This is a genomic window from Stenotrophomonas nitritireducens (assembly GCF_001431425.1).
GTDB lineage: Bacteria > Pseudomonadota > Gammaproteobacteria > Xanthomonadales > Xanthomonadaceae > Stenotrophomonas > Stenotrophomonas nitritireducens.
This window is the reverse complement of record NZ_LDJG01000015.1, coordinates 200847-222802: the sequence shown is the minus strand read 5'-3', so window position 1 is coordinate 222802 and position 21956 is coordinate 200847. Positions and strand designations below refer to the sequence as shown.

At 66.5% G+C, this 21956-nt stretch carries 19 protein-coding genes, 1 pseudogene and 1 riboswitch; of the genes and pseudogenes, 12 read left to right on the top strand and 8 right to left on the bottom strand.

Annotated features, from left to right (window positions below; genetic code table 11):
- Positions 1 to 4 precede the first annotated feature (4 nt).
- The 5 genes from ABB22_RS10960 to ABB22_RS10940 form a co-directional block, all read right to left on the bottom strand.
- Positions 5 to 937, bottom strand: coding sequence for a hypothetical protein (locus ABB22_RS10960; protein ID WP_055766143.1), 933 nt, complete (start codon positions 935 to 937; stop codon positions 5 to 7).
- On the bottom strand, positions 924 to 1271 hold the full coding sequence (locus ABB22_RS10955) for a PadR family transcriptional regulator (protein WP_055766146.1): 348 nt from the start codon (positions 1269 to 1271) through the stop codon (positions 924 to 926). Before ABB22_RS10955 ends, ABB22_RS10960 begins: the two co-directional genes overlap by 14 nt.
- Before the next feature lie 462 nt (positions 1272 to 1733).
- Positions 1734 to 2930, bottom strand: a complete 1197-nt coding sequence (locus tag ABB22_RS10950) for a serine hydrolase domain-containing protein (RefSeq protein ID WP_055766150.1) — start codon at positions 2928 to 2930, stop codon at positions 1734 to 1736.
- 376 nt (positions 2931 to 3306) lie between these two features.
- Entirely contained in the window at positions 3307 to 4398 is a 1092-nt protein-coding gene (locus tag ABB22_RS10945) for a DNA glycosylase AlkZ-like family protein (RefSeq protein WP_055766153.1), read from the bottom strand.
- Positions 4399 to 4505: 107 nt separating this feature from the next.
- The gene (locus tag ABB22_RS10940; protein ID WP_055766155.1) at positions 4506 to 5120 is read right to left on the bottom strand and encodes a hypothetical protein; all 615 of its coding nucleotides are present in this window, start codon (positions 5118 to 5120) and stop codon (positions 4506 to 4508) included.
- 190 nt (positions 5121 to 5310) lie between these two features.
- On the opposite strand from ABB22_RS10940, the gene ABB22_RS10935 reads away from it, so the two are divergent.
- From ABB22_RS10935 to ABB22_RS10925, 4 genes are all read left to right on the top strand, one after another.
- Complete coding sequence (locus ABB22_RS10935) at positions 5311 to 5922, top strand: GntR family transcriptional regulator (protein WP_200911344.1); 612 nt, start codon at positions 5311 to 5313, stop codon at positions 5920 to 5922.
- 230 nt (positions 5923 to 6152) lie between these two features.
- Positions 6153 to 6299, top strand: coding sequence for a benenodin family lasso peptide (locus tag ABB22_RS18195; RefSeq protein WP_152984134.1), 147 nt, complete (start codon positions 6153 to 6155; stop codon positions 6297 to 6299).
- A gap of 48 nt (positions 6300 to 6347) precedes the next feature.
- Positions 6348 to 7022, top strand: a complete 675-nt coding sequence (locus ABB22_RS10930; RefSeq protein WP_152984133.1) for a lasso peptide biosynthesis B2 protein — start codon at positions 6348 to 6350, stop codon at positions 7020 to 7022.
- Positions 7022 to 8749, top strand: a complete 1728-nt coding sequence (locus tag ABB22_RS10925; protein ID WP_055767329.1) for an asparagine synthase-related protein — start codon at positions 7022 to 7024, stop codon at positions 8747 to 8749. Before ABB22_RS10930 ends, ABB22_RS10925 begins: the two co-directional genes overlap by 1 nt.
- On the opposite strand, the gene ABB22_RS10920 is transcribed toward ABB22_RS10925, so the two are convergent.
- Both ABB22_RS10920 and ABB22_RS10915 read right to left on the bottom strand, forming a co-directional pair.
- Positions 8746 to 10866, bottom strand: coding sequence for an Atxe2 family lasso peptide isopeptidase (locus ABB22_RS10920; protein WP_082443509.1), 2121 nt, complete (start codon positions 10864 to 10866; stop codon positions 8746 to 8748). The two genes, ABB22_RS10925 and ABB22_RS10920, sit on opposite strands and share 4 nt — an antisense overlap.
- A gap of 73 nt (positions 10867 to 10939) precedes the next feature.
- Positions 10940 to 13345 (bottom strand): TonB-dependent receptor plug domain-containing protein, encoded by a 2406-nt coding sequence (locus ABB22_RS10915; RefSeq protein ID WP_055766162.1) that lies wholly within the window; start codon positions 13343 to 13345, stop codon positions 10940 to 10942.
- A 350-nt stretch (positions 13346 to 13695) separates the two neighbouring features.
- Between ABB22_RS10915 and ABB22_RS10910 the strand changes: the two genes are divergently transcribed.
- The 8 genes from ABB22_RS10910 to ABB22_RS18900 all read left to right on the top strand — a co-directional run bounded on the left by ABB22_RS10910 (position 13696) and on the right by ABB22_RS18900 (position 21643).
- Positions 13696 to 13980 (top strand): helix-turn-helix domain-containing protein, encoded by a 285-nt coding sequence (locus ABB22_RS10910; protein ID WP_055766165.1) that lies wholly within the window; start codon positions 13696 to 13698, stop codon positions 13978 to 13980.
- Between the two features lie 190 nt (positions 13981 to 14170).
- Positions 14171 to 15295, top strand: coding sequence for a phosphotransferase enzyme family protein (locus tag ABB22_RS10905; RefSeq protein WP_055766168.1), 1125 nt, complete (start codon positions 14171 to 14173; stop codon positions 15293 to 15295).
- A gap of 42 nt (positions 15296 to 15337) precedes the next feature.
- Positions 15338 to 15434: riboswitch (TPP riboswitch) on the top strand.
- Positions 15435 to 15504: 70 nt separating this feature from the next.
- Positions 15505 to 17673 (top strand): TonB-dependent siderophore receptor, encoded by a 2169-nt coding sequence (locus ABB22_RS10900; RefSeq protein ID WP_055766171.1) that lies wholly within the window; start codon positions 15505 to 15507, stop codon positions 17671 to 17673.
- Entirely contained in the window at positions 17670 to 18236 is a 567-nt protein-coding gene (pnuC, locus tag ABB22_RS10895) for a nicotinamide riboside transporter PnuC (protein WP_200911345.1), read from the top strand. The genes ABB22_RS10900 and pnuC overlap by 4 nt, the downstream gene beginning before the upstream one ends.
- An 81-nt stretch (positions 18237 to 18317) precedes the next feature.
- On the top strand, positions 18318 to 18599 hold the full coding sequence (locus ABB22_RS10890; protein WP_055766174.1) for a hypothetical protein: 282 nt from the start codon (positions 18318 to 18320) through the stop codon (positions 18597 to 18599).
- A gap of 530 nt (positions 18600 to 19129) precedes the next feature.
- The gene (locus ABB22_RS10885; protein ID WP_082443510.1) at positions 19130 to 19861 is read left to right on the top strand and encodes a hypothetical protein; all 732 of its coding nucleotides are present in this window, start codon (positions 19130 to 19132) and stop codon (positions 19859 to 19861) included.
- Between the two features lie 54 nt (positions 19862 to 19915).
- The gene (locus tag ABB22_RS18755) at positions 19916 to 20377 is read left to right on the top strand and encodes a hypothetical protein (protein WP_152984132.1); all 462 of its coding nucleotides are present in this window, start codon (positions 19916 to 19918) and stop codon (positions 20375 to 20377) included.
- A gap of 234 nt (positions 20378 to 20611) precedes the next feature.
- Positions 20612 to 21643 carry an MrcB family domain-containing protein gene (locus tag ABB22_RS18900; protein WP_082443511.1) on the top strand — a complete coding sequence of 344 codons (1032 nt, stop codon included), beginning with the start codon at positions 20612 to 20614 and terminating at the stop codon, positions 21641 to 21643.
- Positions 21644 to 21724: 81 nt separating this feature from the next.
- Here ABB22_RS18900 and ABB22_RS17820 read toward each other — a convergent pair.
- A pseudogene (locus ABB22_RS17820) lies at positions 21725 to 21903 on the bottom strand (SymE family type I addiction module toxin); the annotation flags it as partial.
- Positions 21904 to 21956 lie beyond the last annotated feature (53 nt).

The following is a 21956-nucleotide window of genomic DNA, read 5'->3' as shown; positions in this document are numbered from 1 at the left end:
TGGCTCAGGCCGGCGCCCCGGCCAGCGGCGCCGGGCCGGGCCGGATCTCGACCCAGTTGCGCCAGGCGTAGTACAGGCCGAACAGCAGCATCATTCCGCCCACCGCCATGAACACCGGCGCGGCGACCGCGTTGGCGTGCGCCGATTCGAATACCGCGAACGACGCGCCATCGCCGGGCCGATGCATGGGCGAGGCATGCGCGAAGAACATCACCGCCAGCGCCAGGTCCAGGACGACGCCGGCGCGGCGCAGCCACCAGCGGCGGGCGCCCAGCACCAGGGTGATGGCCTCCTGCAACGCCAGCACCAGCAGCAGCGCCATGGTCAGCCCACGCTGCCAGCTGCCGGCGAATGCGTCCGTCAGCGCAAGGCCGTCCACCGGCACCGCCGATGGCATGAGCAGGCGCGCGAAAGTCACCGGCGCGGCATACATGAAGACCGGGAACGCCAGCAGTGCCGCCAGCGAAAACGCCGACAACGTGCGCGGCATCCAGTCCGGGCCATGGCCGGGCTTCCAGGCGAAGCGGCCGGGACTGCGCCGGCGCAACCAGCCGGCCAGCGCGAAGAACAGCAGCAGCGCACCAAGCCACTGCAGGAGCGCCGCATCCAGATTGAAAGGCTCCGGGGTGACCTGCCCATGCACGGCGAACACCACCGCGCCGCCCACCGCCCAGATCAGGAAATGATGGGTGTCGGCGGCATCGATCAATGCCGGCCGGTCGTGGTAGCGCTGCGCAGCCTCGGACGGGCGCCCGAATTCGCGCAGCAGCGCCATGGCCATGGCCTTGTCCGGCGCACGCCCGGCGGCCCGGGCGCGCGCGGCCAGTTCCTCGTCCAGCAGCGCGCGCAGTTCGAATGCCACATCGTTGCGGCGCGCGCGCGGCAGGCAGCCGGCGACATCGCGCACATAGGACTCCACGACTTCATCCACGTTCATCAGCCGGTTCCTCGTCCAGAAAGTCATTCATCACCCGGACCTGGTCGCGCCAGGCCTCGCCCAACAACGCGAACACGCGCTCGCCCTCGGCATTCAGCCGGTAGTAGCGGCGCGGCGGCGCGCTGGTCGTGTCCCATTCGCTGGCCAGCAGCCCCTGCGATTCCAGCCGCCGCAGCAACGGGTACAGCGTGCCCTCCTCCACCGGCATGCCGCCCTCGGCCAGGGCCTGCTTGAGCGAATAGCCGTACTGCGGCACCTGCAGGCGCGAAAGCACCGCCAGCACCAGCACGCCGCGCCGCAGCTCGGTCAGGCCGGAGTTGTCACGCTCTACCATGCGTCACCCATTACTGTTTCGCGCACAGTATTAGCAGCCACCTACTGTGTCAAGCACAGTAGGGACATTCAGAACACCCGGCGCCGGCTGGCGTCCAGGCCGCCGGCCCCGGCATCGAGGGCGACGGAACGCCCTGCATGCCGGCAAACCAACGCCCTGGCCGTGGGCATCGGCGGCACCCTCCCGCCATCACAGGCGAAGACCTCGCAATGGCCACGAACCGGCCTGACCGGCGACGCCGGCCCGCGCATCCATGGGGCGGTACTGGCGATCTGGGTTTAACGGGCCGTGGGCGGCATCAGCCAGCTGGTCGGCCATGCGCCCGGCAGCGGGGCGGCCTGATCCGCAAGATCTACGCGGGACTCCCCTGTCCCGGGCCGGCCCGGGGAACGCCCGGGGCCGCACGATGGCGGAACAGCATCGCGCCGCACCGGTCCATGCAGCGCACCCGCTATCCGCGCATCAGGGCCTGGCCAGGTGTTCCTCGGTGGCGGAAAACGCCGAGCGCTCGCCCTTGCGTGCTTCCGGCAGGCCGGTGGCGAAATAGGCCACGCCAGTGCCGCTGGCCGGGTCGACCCACAGCCCCGACAACAGGCCATAGGCCGAACCGGAATGGCCGAAGCGCGCCACGCCGTCGCCGAACGGATCGTCGCGGCAGCCTTTCACCGACGTGGCCAGGGTCTGCACCGCCAGCCCGTACCGGCAGAAGAAGCCGTCGCCGCCCTGCCCGCTGTCGTCTTCTTCCGAAGTCATGCCGGCGCCCGGCGCCCAGGTCCACTGCGGACGCGCCAGTTCGCGCACGGATTCGGCGCGCAGCAGGCGCACGCCATCCACTTCGCCCTCGCCCAGCAGCAGGCGCCCGATCTTCGCCAGGCCATTGGCGGAAATGCGCAGGCCGCCCTGCGGTGCGAACAGCGCGCCGTTGTCGCCGGCGCGCCAGCGGCCGAGGTCGCAGCTGCCGTCGGTGGCGGCCACCACCGGGCAATCGGGACGACGGCCGCGGTTGTCGTCGCGCACCGGCTGGTGGGCTTCGTCGTACAACACCACCGCGCGCGCCACGGTCGCATCGTCGCAGCTGTCCCAGTTGTAGCAGGCGGCAATGCCGAGCGGCTTCAGCACCAGGCGCTGCATCAGCCGGTCGAAGCGCTCGCCGCTGGCCTTCTCCATCACCGAGGCGATGAGCGGGAAATCGATGTTGGCGTAACGGAAGAACGTACCCGGCGCGTGCGCCTTGTCCCAGGCGCGCGGGTCGTCCAGCACCTCGCGCAGCTGCCCGCCCAGCGGCACGGCGTAGTAGCCGGCCGCGTCAGTGAGGCCGGCGCGGTGCGAGAGCAGCAGGCGCAGGGTGATCGGTGTGTCGGGGAACTGCGGGTGGCGCAGCGGCCAGCCGAGCCAGCGCGAGACATCCGCGTCCAGGTCCAGCTGCCCGGCCTCGACCATGCGCATCACGCCCAGCGCGGCGACCATTTTGGAAATGGAAGCAATCCGCACCGGATCGTCCGCGCCCAGCTTGCGCCCGGCGCCGATATCGGCCATGCCATGCGCCTCGGTGGCGGTGATGCCGGCGCGGTCGAAAGCCACCCGTACCGTTGCCACCGGCTCGGCCGCCTGCAGACTGCCCACGACCAGCCACATCCCCAGCAGATACCCGACGCGCATTCCCGTTCCCCGCGATTGGCGAAGCGCCGACCATAGGCAAGAACGGCGGCCGCGTCGAGTGCGCACAAGCGGGTGTCGCGGCGCCTGCCGGGCCAGCATCGAAGTGGACCCATGGAGCAGCGGACCCAGCCCCGGGCGCGCGACGGCCGGGCGTTTCGCCTGCCGCGCAGGATGGGTTTTTCGCTGCTCCTCGATATCGGGGCGCAGCTGCCGTTGCACCGGCCTGGTCATGCGCCGGTTCTGGTTGCGGGTGATCGTCCGTCTCCCCGGCCGCACCTGCCGCAGGCGCACCCCCGCGTCGGCGTTGATCGGGGCGGCGTCCCGGCGCGTGATGCGCGCAGGCGCAGGCATGACCACGACAGCGACAAGCCTCCCTTCAGCCCTCGACACCCAGGAACACGCGCATCCGCTCGAGTTCTTCCTCAAGGGCGATGCGGAATGCAGCCTCCTTCGGCGGCCGGCCGGCGACATAGCGCAGCTGCGCGTCCAGCACGCCGTCCTTGACCGACAGGTTGCCCCATCCGATCACGTGCTCGCGCCACAGCAATGGCAGCGCGTAATAGCCGAGCCTGCGCTTGGCGGCCGGCGTGTAGGCCTCGAAGCGGTAGCTCCAGCCCCACAACAGTTCGAAGCGGCGGCGGTCCCACACCACCGGATCGAACGGCGTCAGCAGGCGTACCTGTTCGGCGGGCTTCCAGCGCCGGCTGTCCGCGCGTTCGTCCGCCGGCCACAGCCAATCCACGCCGTCCACGCGCGCGCAGTGCAGCCGCTGCCGCGCACGTTGCAGCGCCGGCCTGCAGGCGTCCTTCCACTGCGGCACGCCATTGCCCAGGTAGCCGACCAGCTGCGCGAGGCTTGCGGCCGGCAGCGGTGCGTACTTGCCCACGATCAGGTCGACCAGCGCGTCCAGGCGCCCCTCGATCTCCTGCTCCCCCACCGGCGTGGCGTCCTCGCGCACGGCGTATACGCGGGTACCGCCCTCGCGCCGCGCGACCCGCAGCAGGCCGCGGTAGTGCATGCCGTCCAGCAACTGCGTGCTCGCGTTGGAGGAGCCGCCGAACCAGTTGGTGGTCTTGCCATGGGCGAAATGCGCGTCGACCTCGCGCGGGTGCGCCACGCCGCGCTCGGCGATGAATCCACGCACCGCATGCGCCTGCTTCCAGCGCGCCGGCGTCCACGCCACGCGCGCCTGCCGCGGATGCATCAGCGCCTGCCGCTCGCGTGGCAGGAAACCGTAGTTGACGAAGAAATCCTCTTCCAGCGGCAGGCGCGGGTAGCGCCGCTCGAGCTCGCCGGCGCGATAGCCGGCGACGCGATGGCGCAGGGTCAGATCCTGCGCGCGTGCCGGCGCGCGGATGGGATCGGCCTGGACGAAGCCCAGCTTTCCGATCGCCCGCAGCAGCGTCGTCGGCTTGAACAGCGAGCGGGCGACGGCGTAGCGGCGGAGTTGATCGAGGGTCAACGGCATGCGCGCATGATGCCAGTTGCCGGCGCCATGGAGCGCGCGCCGCCTGCGTGTGGCGCCGGCCGTCGGAACTGCCGGCAGCGCTGCCGGCGCAGCGCCCGCGCGGCCGCTCAGCGGGCCCGGTTGCGCGCCTCCACTTCCACGATCGTATCGACCAGCTCACGCTCTTCCGCCGTCAGCGGGCGATCTTCCGTCAGCAGGGGAACCACCTCGTCCTTCGTGTTCTGCCCATGATCGTAGTGGGCCGCCAGCGCCTCGAGCACGATGGACAGTTCGGGCGATATTTCCGGAGCATCGCCGCCATTGCGCCGGCTTTCCTCCAGCGCTGCCAGGACCGCGGCCAGCGTCCTCTGCGTGGCGCCCATGTCGCCGGTGCCCTGGCCGCCATTGGCATGTTCGTTCATGGAGCGCTGGTAATAGCCGGCCAGCAGCTTCTCCAGGCTGTCCGCGTCCGCGCCAGCGCCCAGCTCGGAATCGCCGCGTTCCAGGATCATGTCGAGGATGGCCTGCTGGTCCGCCGACAGCGGATGCGATGGCGCTTGCCGCGGCTGGCTCAGTGCCTGGACGTCGCCGATCCGGTTCTTCAGCGCCTTCCAGCCGAACCAGCCGAGTCCCAGCACCCCTGCGATCCCCAGCATGATCAGCAGCAGCAATACCCCGAACAGGATCAGCAGCGGCTTCCACCATGAACCCCGCGCGGGAGGAGGCGTGGCCTGTGCGTTCATGCGTATGCCCCGCCCCACTTCATTGCCGGAAAAAGACTCGACGCCATGCCTTCAATACCCCCTTGGTCAATTGGCGGAGCATAGCAGTCCGGACAGAAGCGACGATGGCATGGCGACCTGCGGTGGGCACGGGCAGTTCTTGTACTATCACCCTGGAAAAGGACGCCATACGCAGGCAAGGAGTTCCGCCATGAGCGTGATCCACTCCAAGAGCACGCAGCTCTATCGACAGGTCCGGCGGGCGCTGCAATCGGGACGCTACCTGCCCGGACAACGGATCGACCCGGGCATGCTGGCCGTGGAATTCAACACCAGCGCCACGCCCGTGCGTTCCGCCCTCTACCGCCTGGTCGGCGAAGGCCTGATCGACGACCACGCCCGCAACGGGCTGCATGTCCCGCTGCTCACCGAAGTCGGCCTGCACGACCTCTACGACTGGATGGAACGGCTGCTGCTGATGGCCTGCGACATGGGCGGCCGCCCCGCACGGGACGGCATCACCGGCGGCGACGACGTGGTGAAGATGACCTGGCAGCTGTTCGATGCCATCGCCGAAGCGACGGCGCACCGCTCGCTGCACCGGGCGGTGAGGCAGGCCAACGACAGACTGGCCCCGGTGCGGCGGGCCAAGCGCGGCCTGATCGAACATGCCCACGAGGAACTGGTGGAACTGGAAGAACTCTGGCGGAGGCGGAACATGCCGGCGCTGAAGGCCGGCCTGCGCGCGTATCACGCGCGGCGCAAGCAGCTCGTCCCGCGGATCGTGGCCATGCTGGTCGACCACCGCGATCACCTCCAGTAAGCGCGGACAGAATCTTCCATCGAATACGCAAGAACGATCACCCCGACCTATCGCTCTTCGGCGAAGTACCGCCTCCGCATCGCACCTGAATCCGGCATTCCATGATGGCGTTCCCATCGCCGGATAATCATCGTTTTGCAACGTCTTAATTATTTGAAAATAAATTCTTCCGCCTCCTACGCTGGGTACGTCATGGAAACCGCCATGACGCAACCGCAGGAGAGGCAGAGATGAACGCGAATGAAAACGACCGCAGCAACCCGGTCGAAGACGTGATCGTGCTCGGAGTCGCCAGCGTGGAGACCCAGGGCAGCGCCGGACCCGGTGAGCCGACCGGCCCGGGCCTTCCGATGATTCCGGGTATCTCCGAAGAGTGAGTGATCCGGGACGCGCACGTACTGTGCGCGTCCCGGCTGGAGCAAAGAATGCGCTGGCTGATCAACCAGGACCTTTCCTGCTGCGAGATCGATGACCGCCTGGTCTTCCTCGATTTCGCGCTCGATCGGTATTTCAGATTGTCCTCTCCACTGGAGTCGGTCATGCGCCGCTTTCTGGCGACCGGGGTAATGCCCCGGCAGCACGGCAGGGAACTGGAGGACAACGGCATCGTGATTGCCCGGGCGTCCTGCAGGCAGAGTGGTATGCCAGACCTGCCCGATCCAACCGCCAGTGCCATCGAATCATCTTTGGCGATGCACCGCCCTCCACGACCCGGCGCACTGGTCGAGGTCGCAGTGACCCTCTGGTGGACAAGGCACCGGTTACGGCGCCAGCCGTTCAAGGCAGTCATCGAGGACAGCGTCGCCCACAGGAAAACCCGCGTCCTGCCGCGCGCATCCCCTGCCGAGGTCATTGACGTTGTGCGGGAGGCTGCCATGCAGTTCATATGTGCACGCCGCTACGTGCCGATCGAGCCGTGCTGCCTGCTGGATTCGCTGGCCCTGCTCCGCTTCCTGTCACGACGGCGGCTGCCGGCGCGGATCGTCTTCGGCGTGACCCTGGCACCCTTCGCGGCCCACTGCTGGCTGCAGGCCGATGGCGTCGTGCTGAACGAAACATTGTCCGATGCCTGCGCACATACCCCGATCAGGATCATATGATGGAACGCAAGTACATCCTCCTGCTTGGCGAAGAATTCACCGACTCCGAATGGCTGGAACCAGCCCTGCATGCACAGGGATTGCGAAGCGAACTGCATAGCCGTCACGCACGGCTTTTTGTCTCCGCCGCCACACCTCTGCTTCGGCTGCCAAGCGGCGGGGTGCTCATCGGCCGGATTTTCGACCGCCAGGGCAATGCGGTCGTCGATGCATCCGGCTTCAATGGGACAGCGGATGAATGCGAGCATCGCCTCTTGAGTGATACGTGGGGTGAGTATCTCGCGGTACACATGGCCGACAACGACGAGGGGCACATGGTGCGGCTGTTGCGCGATCCCTCCGGCGCTGTCCCGTGCGTCCATCGGTTCGAGGGAGGTAGTGGATTCGCGACCTCCGACATCGTCCTTGCAACCCACCTTGGCATCCACCGCAAGGAGGTGGACTGGCAGGCCATGGCGCATGGTCTGGCGTTTCCCTATCTGCGGACGGGCCGCACCACCCTGAAGCATGTCCGCGAACTTCTTCCCGGCAGCACGCTCGTCTGTCATGGCGACGAGGTTTCCGCCCATGCGGCCTGGTCGCCCTGGAACCTGGTATCCAAAGGCGTTCGGCATGTGGATCGTGACGCGGCGATCGCCGATGTGCGCACCGCGGTCTCCGCCGCGGTTGCCGCACTATCGGCGTCCGATCGCAGGCTGGTGGTGGAACTGTCCGGCGGACTGGACTCTTCCATCGTTGCCGCGTGCCTTGCGGGAGATGCCGCGCGCGCCACCTTCTGCACGCTGGTCATGCCGGTGACGGGCACGGACGAACGTCCCTACGCGCGGCTGGTCACGGATGCGCTGGGATGCAGTCTCGCCACCCAGAAAGTCGGCTTCGAGAATGTCCGCTTCGATTTTCCCCTGTCCCCGTCGGCGGTTGTGCCGGCGATGGGCATCCTGCAGAACGCAGTGAACGATGCATGGGAGGACGCCGGCACGGGCTGCGATGCGGACAGCTACCTGTCCGGCGGTGGCGGCGACACCGTCTTCTGCTATCTGAAAACGGCGGCACCTGCGGCCGATGCCTTCCGCGAGAACGGGCCGGTGGCTGGTCTTACCGCCGTTCGCGACCTCTCGACCCTCCACCAATGCACATTCTGGAAAGCGATGAGACTGACGCTGCGCAAGCTCCACAACCCGCCATCAGGCACGTGGAGGAAGGACAGCCGGTTTCTTTCCCCAACCCATACACCCGATACGCCCGATCACCACCCTTGGCTGGACATGCCCGCCGGTGCATTGCCGGGCGACCGCGAGAAGATCCAGGATCTCGTCGGCACCCAGCTGTTCCGGGATACGGCTCCGCGCAGCGCGGGGCGTTCCATGCACTTTCCGCTGTTGACCCAACCCGTCATGGAAGCCTGCCTGCGTGTACCTACGTGGATGTGGATCGACGGCGGTCGCAACCGTGCGGTCGCCCGCGATGCCTTCGCCGACCGGCTGCCGCGGGGAATTCTCGAACGGCGCAGCAAGGGTTCGTACACCGGTTACATGGCAGCGGTCTATACACGCAACAAGCACGGAATGCGCCGATTCCTTGGGGAGGGACAGCTCGCCGCCCACGATCTGCTGGATTGCCGCGCACTCGCAGACTTCCTTGACCGCGAGCTGGCGCCACGCGACCTCTCGTTCCTGCGCATCTTCGACCTGTGCGCAGCAGAGAACTGGGCCCGCCAGCAAGCCTAGTTCTCTTCGTGGATGCGTCCACGATCCATCGACCCCGAGCCCTGCGGATGCATCTGACGCCAGATGCGGTACTGCCCAGCCTTGGCAGGATCCGCATCCTCGTATGCCTGCAACCAGTAACGAAACCAGTCCAGATTTCGTTCGTAGGCAGCCAGCTTGTGCCGCGGCTGGAACTTGATATGCGCTTCTTCCGGGAAGACATAGAGGTCGCCCTGGTTCCTGCGCAACATCGGCAACGCATAGTCCAGCAGCATCCGGTATTCCTGTTCCGGCAGCTGGAACAGGATGGGCGCGCGGATCCGGTCGAGTTGGAACGCAGGCGATATCTCCCTCCATCTTCCGGGCGTTTCATCGGGCGCGCCAAGCTGCCACATCAGTCGCAGATTCGTACGGAACGCCTCGCGCAGGCTGTTGAGCAGGTAGTAGCTCGGCGTCGGAGAAATGCTGCCGACGGAAGCGGCCTTGACCACATCCGAATGCATTAGCGTCCATAGCGTCACTTCGCTGCCGAAGCTGAGCCCGCCCATGCCAACGCGCCCAGGATCGACCGTTCCGTCTGCCGCGAGCAGGGCGACCACGCTTTCCACCGCGGCCCGCCCCTGGTCGTGGCGATCGACATAGTCGAGGCGGAAGCCGGGCAACGCATTGATGCACAGGGCGGAGATGCCCTGCTCCGCCAGCGACGCCAGGGGCCATTCGTCGCCCAGCCCGCCGCGCAGGAACCCTTGGCAGGTGTAGAACGTGACGAACAAAGGCGGTGGGTGACCGCTGGATTTCGCTTCGAAGAACTGGCCCGTGAATTCGCGGCCCTGCGCGTCCTGCCAGCGGATCATCCTCGCCGGTGCCGTGGCGGCCATATCCGCTTCCAACCCCTTGTTCGGTTCGAACAGTATCCGGCGTGCCCCGGAGTCGATATCAATCGCTTCCAGCCTGGGTGGGCGATCCGCCTCGGCGGCGATGCATACCAGAGTGCTTGCCGATACCGCGCAGGGGACGTCCCAGTGCCGCTGACTGCCGCTCACCAGGCCATCCGACAGCACGATGGCCTGGACCGTGCCCGTGACCACATTCCAACGGTAGATGGACTGCGCGCGCGCCCTCTCGTAGTCGGTGGTGGTGAACAGGACCTCGTCGCTTTCCGCCCGCCATTGCAGATCACCGATGGTCTGATGCCGGCATCGCGCATCGATGCAACGCACCAGCCCTGGCGACCGCTTGTCGGACAGCACGGCCAGGGTGGAGGTCAGCGGCTGCAGCATGCCGGGCTCGGTGTCCTGTGCAGGCAGTACGAGGGCCGTGCGCGTGTCGCGTGGATGGGGAACAAGCTTCGTCGGTGCCGGCAGGATCCAGGGCAGATCGACCGCGGTCGGCGCTACCGAAGGCACTTCCGACGCCGAGGCGTCCCGCGTCGCCGTGGTGGACACGTCGACGATTTTCCAACGGTCCGGCACCCTGGCCAGCAATGGCCCCGTCGAGAACCAATCACCCAGGAACCGTTGTGTCGCCGGCCGCCCATCGATCCTGCCCGAACGATACAGGCCACCGGCAAGCATCACCGATTCGTCGATGCGCACTCCCTGCTCGTACTCGCTCCGCTCGGCAGCGAGCACCGCATCGCGCGTGGCGCCGACACTGTAGAGCAGGGTCTTTCCCTCCTTTCCGAGCACGAAGTCACGCACGTCCGCAGCGTCCTTCACCACTTCCCTCGCCTGCGAGCCATCCGTTGCCGCGCGCCAGACGGAGACGCGGCCATCGAACCTGGCCCGGTAGTAGATCCAACGTCCATCCGTTGACCAGACCGCTGGCGATGGCAGCACCATTCCGGTCGCATACTCACGCAGCGGCTCGCCGCCTTCACCTATCCGCAGTGGCGGCGAGTGCCCATCCAGGTTCTGCACGTACCAGATGCTTTCGTAGATATTGCGCTCGACCGATGCCTTTTCCACCCGGAACGCCACTTGGCGGCCATCAGTCGATACCACCGGATTGCCGAGGTCGCTCACTTCCAGAAGCCGGCGCGGCGAGATCGTCGCCGCGCACACTGCCGGAGCAGCGATGGCGGAGGCCAACAGCAGAAGTGAAGCTACTCGCCACGGAAACGAGGATGTGCGGCTCATCAGCAGCAGCCACGAGCCGATGCCTCGCGTGATCCGCCAGGGCTGGAGAGGACGACTCTGCACGGCACGCCCCCTACCAGCGCATCGAGACCGAAGCACTGACGAACCTTCCGATGGCCGAATAGTTGGTGGCGTCGTAAGGCACGTAGGTCGCCACCGCAGGTGCGTACAGCGGGGGCGCCCGGTTCAGCAGGTTCTGCACCGAAAGGTCGAACGACATGGCCGGGAAAACGCGCCCTTGCGCGGCGATCTCGTAGCCCAGGTTGGTATCCAAGGTGGTGAACGATGCTCCCTTGCTCGACACCGTGCCACGGCGGCTGGTCACACCACTGGCGTGATTGGCAAAGGCGGAGGCGGTAAGCCCGCCCGACATCCACACCGCTCCGATACGGCCGTTGAACCGCGCCGGGTTGGCCACCGTTCCGGCCAGCGCGTTCACCGGCTGGCCGGCGCTGGTCCGCTGCGTGCTGTCGAGCCAACTGGACGACCCGCGGATCGCCAACTGGCCGCGTTCAAGATCGAACCGATAGGAGGTGGAAAGATCGACGCCCCGGATGCGCTGTCGTGCTGCATTGACATACTGGTCGCGGATGATCGCCACCACCTTGGCCGGGTCGTAGGGCGCCCCCGTCAGGTTGTAGAAAGCGCTGTTGTAGGCAGCCAACAGGCGCGCCACCTGCTCGGGCGTCGGCGCGCGGTCCACGAACTCCGCATAGGCCGGATTGGACAGCGCCTGCGGATAGCTGACCGGTTCCACCACGCGGTCGGCATAGTCGATGTCGAACCAGGTCACTTCGGCCTCCAGCCCCGGCAGCGCCTGTGGATGCACGGCCAGCGATGCGCTCCAGGTACGCGCACGCTCGGGCTGCAGGTCGGCGTTCCCGCCATAGGACATCAGCACGGTCGCGTCAGCTGGGGTTCCAACCGCTCCCACTGCCGATGCGCTCCACAGGTACGCCATCCGGTCCTGATAGCGCTGCAGCAATGTCGGCGCCTTGAACGAACGGCCCCATGACGCCTTGAAAGTAAGGTGGGCGTTCGGGTCGTAGATGACGCCGAGTTTCGGCGTGGTCACGGCACCGAAGCTGGCGTAGTCCTCGCCGCGCAACGCCGCGCTGAACTCCAACCGGCGGATGCCGTCCATGCCCATCGATGGCGCGACGACTGGAAGACTGAGCTCGGCGTAGGCCGATCGGGCGCGTTCCTCGCCGCCATAGGAGGTACCTGCAACACGCGGCCGGTAGTTGAACGCGTCTTCGCGCGAACCGGCGCCGACCGCGAGACGCGCCTCCCCTCCTCCGGTCGCGAACACCGGCCCTTCCGCGCCGATCTCGTAGGAGCGGCTCCGGTTGCAGTGACAGGTCTGCGTGACCAGGCGGCTTCCCGCTGCGGATACCAGGTAGCGCTCGTCGATGTTCTCGTCCGTGCCGTGGGTGCCCCCCAGGGTGAGGGACCAGTCGCTGCCCACGAAAAAGACGATGCTGGGCGACACGAGAGTGATCGAAGTGTCGGGGGTATAGCGGTAGTAGGCCGCTCCCTGGCTCACGTACCGCTCCATGTCGCGCTTGGTCCGCAGCGCATCGAGCCGTAGTTCGGCCACCTCGGCCACTGCCTGATGGATGCTCAGCAGCCCGCTGCGCGCATTGCTGCCACCGTGGATCGTGTAGGGTTCGACCAGATGGCGGGTATAGCTGCGCTGCCGGGCATAGAGGGGGTCGGAAGCCGTGTCCTTGAAAGTGGCGATCAATCCCCCGCTTGCCCACTGTGCGCCGGCAATGGCGCTGTACTCGCGCGTCCCCAGCCCGCCATCCGTCGCGCCTCCATGGCGCACGCCTAGTGCCACCCCATCGAAATCGCGCTTCAGGATCACGTTTGCCACGCCGCCGACGGCGTCGGAGCCGTAGATCGCGGACGCACCGTCGGGAACGATCTCCAGGCGCTCGACCGCTTCCACCGGGATGGCGCTTATGTCCACCGCCTGCGAGAAGCCGTCGTACGCCAGCCGGCGGCCATTGAGCAGCGTCAGTGAGGCATCCGCCCCCAGACCGCGCAGGTTCAGCGAGGCGCCTCCGGTAAGGTCCTGGTTGCCGACACCCGCCGCGGCACCGATGACACCCGGGTTCTGCCCACCCCTGAAGTTCTGCGGCACGCTGCGGATGACCGCACCCAGATCGGCGAAACCCTCCTGCCGGATCTGCTCGCTGCCGATGGCGATCACCGGCGATGGCGTCGTGCCGCCACGGATGCGGGTGCCGGTGACGGTCACCGTTTCGAGTTCGGTCGCCGTCGCTTCCTTGCGCGATGCCGGCTTCGATGGGCTGGAAGCGGCGGTAGTGCCCTGCCCTGCCCCGTCCTCCTGTTCCGCATCCGCGCGGGTCGCTTCCGGTGTGGGTTCCCGGGCCAGGGCGATGCCGGCATTGCCGGAAAGGGTGGCGAACAGGGCGATGGAAATGGCGTTGCGTAAAGCGCTGGTCTTCATGCTGCGTCCTCTGGTTTCCATGGTCGGTAATCGGTCTTGCGGTCCGGCATGGACGAGGCGCCGGGCACACGGGGCCGGCCGCGGGCGACGGCGCTCCATGGCAACGGAGCCCATCAGCCGTGCTGGCGATTCCCTGTGGTGTTGCCGATGCCCCGTCCGGGCGCGGCCTGTGCGATACCCCGGCGCCGCCGCCCTGCCTTGCCGCTCTCGCGCTCCCCTCGACGGGCTGGAGCTTATGCACGCGATGCGTTCACTTATTAACCCGGTGCGCACACTACGTTTAACGTAGTATCGGTGTCAAGCGCCCTTCCGGAAGCTTCTGTCCACCGAAGCCCGGGACACGCACGGCCTTGTCTGAGAAAAAAGAGCTCCCCGTCTACAGCGTGCGTCTGCGCGAAGCGCGGGAGACCTATGGCATTTCGCAGCGCAATCTCGGCATCAAGGCCGGACTGGACGATTTCGTCGCCAGCACCCGCATCAACCGCTATGAAACCGGCGTGCACCAGCCCGATCTGCAGATCCTGCAGCGCATCGCCGATGTCTTCGACGTGCCGGTGGCCTACTTCTTCGCCGAGGACGATGAACTGGCGGAGATGATCAAGAATTTCCGGCGCGGCAAGCAGCGCAAAAGCTGATCACTGACACGGCGACGCGTAGTTTTCCTACAGCCGCTTGCGTCAGACCGCCACATCGAATGGCGCAGTTTCCCTAGCCCAAACCCCTCCGCCACGCACAGGCACGTTCCGCGCGCCATCGCGCCCGACGCCGCCCCGCGCGCTACCCTGTCGCCCCCGCATCGCCCGCGCATTCCCCGCTCTTCCGTCCATGACCGCTTCCTCCCACCGCGTCCAGGGCCTGGCCAACGACGAAGTACCCGCCGACTGGCCCGCCATCAGCGGGCGCGAGATCGCATGGCTGCGCGGGCGCTTCTCGCAGCTGGAAGGCGCGGACACCGCGCTGTGGCACAGCCCGCGGCCGATGTCGGCGGCGGCCATCGTCGAGGGCGCGGCGGGGCGCCTGTTCGTCAAGCGCCACCACCACAGCGTGCGCGACGCGGCCACGCTGGGCGAGGAACACCGCTTCATCGCGCACCTGGCCGCCGCCGGCGTGCCGGTGGTGCAGGTGCTGCGCGATCGCGATGGCTTCACCGCGGTCGAGCACGAAGGCTGGACCTATGAGCTGCACACGCTCGGCATCGGCGAGGACCTGTACCGCGACGCGGCGTCGTGGACGCCGCTGACCGACGTCGCCCAGGCACGCGATGCCGGGCGCATGCTGGCGCGCCTGCACCAGGCCGCCGCCAGCTACCACGCACCACAGCGCGGTACCCACCTGCTGGTGGCGCGCGACGACCTGATCCGCAGCCACGACCCCATCGCCGCGCTCAAGGCCGACCTGGGCAACCGCCCCGGGCTTGCGCGCTACCTGGCACGCATTCCGTGGGAAGAACAGCTGCGCCGCACCGTGCTGCCATGGCACGCGGGCCTGCCCGAACGCCTGCGGGCCGAACCACGGCTGTGGGCGCACAACGACTGGCACGTCTCCAACCTGCTGTGGCGCGATGGCGCGGTGAGCACGGTGCTCGACTTCGGCCTGGCCTCGCCCACCAGCGCGTTGTTCGACCTGGCCACCGCCATCGAACGCAACGCGGTCGCCTGGCTGGAACTGGAACGCGGTGCGGAGGCCGTGCGCATCGACATCGCCCTGGCCCTGCTCGACGGCTACCGGCAGGTACTGCCGCTGTCGCCCGCGCGCGTGCACCTGCTGGCTGACCTGCTGCCGGTGGTGCACCTGGACTTCGCGCTTTCCGAAGTGGAGTACTTCGAAGGCATCACCGGCTCCACTGCCAACGCGGACGTGGCCTGGCAACCGTTCCTGCTCGGCCATGCGCAATGGTTCCGCAGCGCCGAAGGCCAGGCGCTGCTGGCCGCGCTGCACGCCGCCGCCTGAATCCGCCGGCAAGCCAAAGCACGGCATTTGTGGTTCAATGCGCCCCTGAAGCGGGGGTGCCTGGGTTTGTCCAGGCTGAGAGAGTCCCTTGGAACCTGATCCGGTTTGCACCGGCGTAGGGAGCTTTGAGCAGCAGGCACACCGCCTTCGTGGCCGGTCGCGCGTGCGCGCCTTCGCTTCGTCTCCCCCCACGGCTGATGACGAAACGAATGAACCGCTGCCACCGAATCTCGCTGTTGACCGCCGCGCTGGGCGCGGCCCTGCCGCTGCACGCCAGCCCCCTGGAAACCGCTGCCGACCGCTCGCCCACCGAGCTGTCCACCGTGCGCGTGCAGGCCAGGCAGCCCGGCGCCAAGGACACCCAGTCCAACAGCTTCGGCGCCGGCGACTGGAAGAACACCCCGGCCTCGATCAGCGTGCTGGACCGCGGCCTGCTCGACCAGCGCGTCGTGCGCACGCTGTCCGAACTGGCCACGAATGACGCCTCGCTGGGCGACAGCTACGCGCCGGTGGGCTACTACCAGAACATCGCCATCCGCGGCTTCGCGCTGGATACCGCCACCGGCTACCGCTTCAACAGCCTGACCATCGCCGGCGAGCAACGCCTGGCACTGGAGAACGTGCAGCAGGTGGAAATCCTCAAGGGCGAAGCCGGCCTGGCCGCCGGCGTGATCGCCCCGGGCGGCGTCATCAACTACGTCGGCAAGCGCCCGGCCGAAGTGCGCACCGTCACCCTCGGCACCGACGCGGAAGGTTCGCGCTATGCCGCCATCGATGTCGGCCACTGGCTGACGCCGCGCTTCGGCGTGCGCTTCAACGCCGCATGGGACGACAGCAGCTCGTACATCGACCATGCCGATGGCCGCCGCAACTTCTACGCACTGGCCACCGACTGGCTGATCGGCGAGCGCGGCAAGCTCGAAGTGGACGCCAACTACCAGACCAGCGCGCAGCGCTCGGCCTCGGGCTACCAACTGCTGGGCGCCAGCGCATTGCCGCGCCGCGTGGACCGCAAGCAGATGCTCGGCTACCAGCACTGGCAGAAGCCGGTGGGCATCGACAGCACCAACCTCACCGCGCTGCACACCTACGATTTCAGCCCGGCGTGGCAGTCGCGCGTGTCGGCCAGCCACAGCCGCTCGGTGATCGACGACAACGTCGCCTTCGCCTATGGTTGCTACTACGCCGCCGAATGCGCCGACGGCAGCGTGCCGGGCAACTACTTCGCGCCCAATGGCGACTACGACATCTACGACTACCGCAGCCCGGACGACACCCGCCGCAACCAGCAGCTGCGCGCCGAACTGCGCGGCCGCTTCGCCACCGGCGCGGTGGAACACCAGCTGATGGTCGGCGCGGATTACTTCCGCCGCAGCGTGGACAAGCGCCGCAACGTCAACGAGTACGTCGGCACCGGCAACATCCACGACCGCGAAGTGCCGCAGTTCGAGCCCTCGCCGCGCGAGCCCGGCCCGTCCGTGCGCCGCCTGGACAGCCGCCAGAAGGCGCTGTTCGTGCTGGATCGGGTGAGCTTCGCCAACGACTGGCAGTGGTTGGCCGGCGGCCGTTTCGTGCGCCTGGACGAGCGCGCCTGGGACAAGCGCGGCGACCTCGAGCGCGAGAGCCGCGTGTCGCACTTCCTGCCGCAGACAGCGCTGATCTGGAGCGCCAACGCGCAGCTCAACCTGTACGCCAGCTACGTGCGCGGCATCGCGCTCGGCCAGGAGGCCCCATTCTGGACCAGCAATGACGGCAACTTCCTGCCGTCGGTGCTGTCGCGCCAGGTCGAGGTCGGCGCCAAATACGCACCGTCCGATGCGCTGACGTTGGGTGCGGCGCTGTTCCGCATCAGCCGGCCGTTCCAGTACGCAAAGCCGGACGACAGCGACTACGGCTACACCTTCGTGCAGCAGGGCCAGCAGACCCACACCGGCCTGGAATTGAGCGCACGCGGGCGCGTGAGCGACAACCTGCAGCTCACCGCCAGCGCCAGCGTGCTGCAGGCGCGCGCGCGCAATACCGGCACGCCGGCCTACGAAGGCCACCCGCTGATCAACGTGCCGACCACCCGCGCCAGCGTGCACGCCGACTACGCGTTGCCGTTCGTCGCCGGGCTGGGCCTCACCGGTGGCTGGCGCTACGCCTCCTCCAACGTCGCCACCGCCGACGGCCGCGTACGTGCGCCCGGCTACAGCGTGGTGGATGCCGGCCTGCGTTTCCGGCATGAACTGCGGGGGCATGCGCTGGACTGGAACCTGTCGGTGGACAACCTGTTCAACCGCTTCTACTGGCGCGACACCGGCAGCAGCTCCGGCGACTATTACCTGTTCCCCGGCGCGCCGCGCCAGGCGCGGCTGACGGTCACCGTCGCGCTATGAACCCGGCGATCCTGGAATGGTCGGCCGTCATCGCCAGCGCCCTGGGCGTCTGGCTGATGGCGCAGCGGCGCATGCTCGCCTGGCCGGTGGGGCTGCTCTCCGTCGGCCTCTACGCGCTGGTGTTCTTCGAGGCGCGGCTGTACTCGGACATGCTGCTGCAGGGCGCCTTCGCCGCGTTCCTGGCCTACGGCTGGGCCAACTGGCACCGCCAGGACAAGCCCGACGGCCGCGTCGCCATCGTGCCGCTGGCGACCGACGCCGGCGCGCGCGATCTGGCCATGGGCGTGGCCTTCGGCCTCGCCCTGGGTGCGGCCATGCACACCTGGACCGACGCCGCCCTGCCTTGGCTGGACGCCCTGCTCGCCGCGCTCAGCCTGGTGGCCCAGTGGTGGCAAGCACGCCGCCACGCCGCCGCGTGGTGGCTGTGGATCGTGGTGGACGTGGTCTACGTGGGCATGTACGCGGTGAAATCACTGCACGCCACCGCGGCGCTGTACCTGGTGTTCGTGGCGCTGGCCGCTGGAGGATTGCGGACGTGGAAGAAGGCGGCAAAAGCCGCCTGATCCGCGAAGCCGCAATCCAGCGCTGCGGCTTGCCCACCGCCACGCGACTTGCTGCAATATCGCCCTCTTCCGGAGGGCGATATGCAGGAAATCTGGGCTTGGCTGCTGGTGAACCCGGCACGGATCATGGTGCTGGTTTCAATCCTCTTTACCATCGCCGTCCTGCGCGCCGAACATGGCGGCCGCAAGAGCGGCGGCAGCGGCTGGCTGACCCTGTTCCGCATCGGCGTCGGCATCATCTTCAGCATAGTCACCGCCATCGTGGCGGCCTTCTTCGGCAGCATCGGCGCCTTCTTCGGTTATCTGGCGCTGCAGATCCTCGTCTGCGTGGTGGCCCCGGTGATACTCGTCGATCGCCTCTAGCAGCCAAAGCCGCGGGCAGAGTGAACGTATCCGCTCACGCGCCACGCGCCATGTTGGCGGCTGCACTGCGTGCAGTGTCGCAATCGCCATCGGCATGCTCAGGCGCTCTTTGAACATTCATCGGGAAGCCAAGGTCAGAGTCGGGTTCCCAGAATGGCTACGTGCGCACCTCGGGCATCAATCGGGTGCGCGTCGTCACACCGCCGCGCGTCGACCGGGTGGGAAACAGGGGGGGGCGCCCCCAGGAAGGCAGCTCCGCATGTTTTCTGCATCAGAACCGGAAAGAAGCTACCCGCGCGCCTCTCCGCTTACTCCTTGCGAAACATACCCTTACAAGGCGCCATATCCCGAGTTGATTGACCGGGAAGCTTAAAAAACAAGTTCGCGCCCAAACCGCAACGGCCCACCCGAGGCAGCCGCATAGGCAACCGCATAGGCAACCGCCGGCGAGGATCCAGTCTTGGCGCAGACCTCGACCCACCAGTAGCAATCGGGCATGGTGTCGCGGCAGCCTATGCCCTAGGAATCGTATGGATACCGTTCCCGCCCCAACAGCAAGCAATGCGCCCGCCACGACGGCGGCGCCTCCCGCCGACGCGGGAGCAGCCCTGCAAGAACTCAGCTTCCCCGCGCTCAATGCGGCGTTGGATGACTACCTCGCACGAACAGGCGGCACCAAAGCCGGCCCATGGGAACGCTGGTCGCTGATCGTTGGCATCATCGGCGCCGGGCTGGGCATGTTGCTGGGCAGTGTTCTGTCCGGTAAGGCAGCTGCAATCAGTGCACTGTCTGGCCTTGCGCTGGAAGTATTGGGACTTGGCACAACCCTATGCCTGCAGATACGCCGGGATTGGCGCCAGTTCCGGGACGCTCGCAGGGAACATGCGCAGCACATCGAGAAGGGGTATATCCGGTACCAGCAGCTGGTCCAGCAGGTACGTGCCTTTCCGCTGGAGCAGCGCCGCCTGCGCCTGCGCTACATCCGCGACCGGCGCACCACGATGCATGAGCGTCTGGGCCTGTTCACCGGTGGAATGGACCGGCTGGGGGTGCTGCCCCTGCTCGTGGCGCTGTACCTGCAGTTCAAGGACTGGCGCTGGGACAACTGGAATGCATTTGCCAACATCACCTTCGTGCAAGGCGCGCTCGCGCTCTGGATCCTCGTCGCCTATGCGCTTTCCTGGTACTTGATCCACCTTCGCGTCCGGGTGCAGGCCTACGAACTGCTCCTGGCCGAGGCCAATACACAGGACGGCGAGTAGCCGCAAACCGCGCTTCAGACATCCAGCCACCCCTTCGCGATGACAGGCAAGGACATGCCCGACACCACGAACCGCCCCACATCACGACTTGCTCCATTGCTGGCCTTGCTGCTCCTGCTGGCCTGGGCACTGCCGGCGGCCGCCGCCGACGTATGGGTGAACACCAGCTCGGGCGTCTACCACTGCCCCGGCGGGCAGTACTACGGCACCACCAAACGCGGCCGCTTCATGTCAGAACGCGAAGCCGCGCAGCACGGGTATCGCGCCGCCTATGGCCGCACCTGCTCGCGCGACGAGGCCGCAGCCGGCCGACAGCAAGTCATTCAACAGCTGACGCCGCCGGCCAGGAACGCTGCTCCGGCAGCCGCCACACGCGTCTGGATCAACACCGGCTCGCACGTCTATCACTGCCCCGGCACGCGCTACTACGGCGCCACCAAGCAAGGCCGCTATGCCAGCGAGGTCGAAGCTATCGCCAGCGGAAACCGGCCGGCGTATGGCGCCCGCTGCAACTGATACGGAATTCCATTGAAGGCTGGAGGTGCATCATCCAAATTTGACCTGGGCTCCCATGAGCTGGTCGTACATACCCCTAGGTATCTGCAGCGGATGATCTCGACGCGGACTTCAACTTCCGATTTAACTATGCTGTCGTGACTTGCATTGAAGGGGTAGAGCTTGGCAATCAGGGAAGTTCTAAAAGAGATCCTGCAGTTGCAGGCCGTATACAGCTCAGAAGCTACTGACGAAATGGCTCTGAGAGGACGGTTGGTACGGGAGAATGCCGCATATTTCATACGATCTGAGGCAATTAACCTCGCCGCAATCCTAGAAGTACGGCCTGCCGACCTGCTAATCGAAGGCAAAGACGGCATAGGAAGGAAATCGAGAGTTCCTTGGGTTCGCTTTGCATCTGCCAAGCGCTCCCCCAGCGCTACTCGTGGCTGGTACGTTGTGGTGCTCTTTCGCGAGGATGGGAGTGGTGCCTACTTAACCCTCGCCCATGCCTCCACTGAGAACAACGATGGGAGCTTTCAGAACCGCTCGCTTCAGGACACACAGCGTTTGATGGGATGGGCTCGCGCGATCATTTCACCGCAGCTGCAAAGCGATCCTCGACTTACAAAGCGAATATCTCTTGGGCTGGGAAAGCTAGCTCAGGCATACGAGCTTACGTCGGCAGCTGCGTACTTCTACCCAGTTGACGCTATACCCCCCGAGGACCAGATCCGCGAGGACATGCGGAGCATGGCGCATATGCTCAGCTCTATCTACTCCAATGAGGACCTACAGGCGCGTACCGGTGAAACATCACTGGATGTTATCGCTGTACTAAGTGCTACGGAGGACTCCACGGAGGGCCGGAATCGCAGCACAGCTCAAGGCTTTGGACTTACTCAGCCAGAGCGCCGTGCCGTGGAACTGCGAGCCATGCGGCTGGCTGAAGAGCATCTAAGGCAGCTTGGATACGCAGTGGAAGATACGAGTGCTAAGCACCCCTATGACTTCAAAGCCACGCGCTCAGACGAAACTCTCTACATTGAAGTTAAAGGAACGACCGGCCATGTTGGGGACATTGTGCTCACCAAGAATGAGGTGAACCTTCATTGGGAGAAGCACCCCAACAATGGCCTCATTGTCGTGCACAGCATCCAGCTATCCAGAGGCGATGCTGGCCCTCATGCGTCGGATGGAGTGGTGGCCGCAAAGATCCCCTGGAAAGTCGAGAACGAACACCTAGAGCCGATCAGCTATCGCTATCGAACCGACAGTATTTTCTAGCGCCCGCAACTACCTTAGACCTGCACTGGAGAGGAATAGTATCCACGCTACTTTTCCTCTCTCCGCGACTCGCTTCTCCACCTATATGGTTTCAATCGGTAGAGGCCACCCATGCGCAGTAATCCGCAGCTTGGCACCGAAAGCAAAGCCAAGCTGCTCCAGCCACAGGCCGCTCAGGCGCAGATGCGGAACGGCCGGGTCGCCGCAGTGGTCATAAGCGCCGGCGTATAGATGTAACTGACGGTGCATTGGCCGGGTCGACATATGGCGCCCGCTGCAACTGCTGAGAACATATCGCGCGCCTGTCACTACC

Bases quoted from the DNA above. Each gene is read 5' to 3' on its own strand.
- ABB22_RS10960 (WP_055766143.1), bottom strand. From the start codon at position 937: ATGAACGTGGATGAAGTCGTGGAGTCCTATGTGCGCGATGTCGCCGGC.
- ABB22_RS10955 (WP_055766146.1), bottom strand. From the start codon at position 1,271: ATGGTAGAGCGTGACAACTCCGGCCTGACCGAGCTGCGGCGCGGCGTG.
- ABB22_RS10950 (WP_055766150.1), bottom strand. From the start codon at position 2,930: ATGCGCGTCGGGTATCTGCTGGGGATGTGGCTGGTCGTGGGCAGTCTG.
- ABB22_RS10945 (WP_055766153.1), bottom strand. From the start codon at position 4,398: ATGCCGTTGACCCTCGATCAACTCCGCCGCTACGCCGTCGCCCGCTCG.
- ABB22_RS10940 (WP_055766155.1), bottom strand. From the start codon at position 5,120: ATGAACGCACAGGCCACGCCTCCTCCCGCGCGGGGTTCATGGTGGAAG.
- ABB22_RS10935 (WP_200911344.1), top strand. From the start codon at position 5,311: ATGAGCGTGATCCACTCCAAGAGCACGCAGCTCTATCGACAGGTCCGG.
- ABB22_RS18195 (WP_152984134.1), top strand. From the start codon at position 6,153: ATGAACGCGAATGAAAACGACCGCAGCAACCCGGTCGAAGACGTGATC.
- ABB22_RS10930 (WP_152984133.1), top strand. From the start codon at position 6,348: ATGCGCTGGCTGATCAACCAGGACCTTTCCTGCTGCGAGATCGATGAC.
- ABB22_RS10925 (WP_055767329.1), top strand. From the start codon at position 7,022: ATGGAACGCAAGTACATCCTCCTGCTTGGCGAAGAATTCACCGACTCC.
- ABB22_RS10920 (WP_082443509.1), bottom strand. From the start codon at position 10,866: ATGAGCCGCACATCCTCGTTTCCGTGGCGAGTAGCTTCACTTCTGCTG.
- ABB22_RS10915 (WP_055766162.1), bottom strand. From the start codon at position 13,345: ATGAAGACCAGCGCTTTACGCAACGCCATTTCCATCGCCCTGTTCGCC.
- ABB22_RS10905 (WP_055766168.1), top strand. From the start codon at position 14,171: ATGACCGCTTCCTCCCACCGCGTCCAGGGCCTGGCCAACGACGAAGTA.
- ABB22_RS10900 (WP_055766171.1), top strand. From the start codon at position 15,505: ATGAACCGCTGCCACCGAATCTCGCTGTTGACCGCCGCGCTGGGCGCG.
- pnuC (WP_200911345.1), top strand. From the start codon at position 17,670: ATGAACCCGGCGATCCTGGAATGGTCGGCCGTCATCGCCAGCGCCCTG.
- ABB22_RS10890 (WP_055766174.1), top strand. From the start codon at position 18,318: ATGCAGGAAATCTGGGCTTGGCTGCTGGTGAACCCGGCACGGATCATG.
- ABB22_RS10885 (WP_082443510.1), top strand. From the start codon at position 19,130: ATGGATACCGTTCCCGCCCCAACAGCAAGCAATGCGCCCGCCACGACG.
- ABB22_RS18755 (WP_152984132.1), top strand. From the start codon at position 19,916: ATGCCCGACACCACGAACCGCCCCACATCACGACTTGCTCCATTGCTG.
- ABB22_RS18900 (WP_082443511.1), top strand. From the start codon at position 20,612: ATGGCTCTGAGAGGACGGTTGGTACGGGAGAATGCCGCATATTTCATA.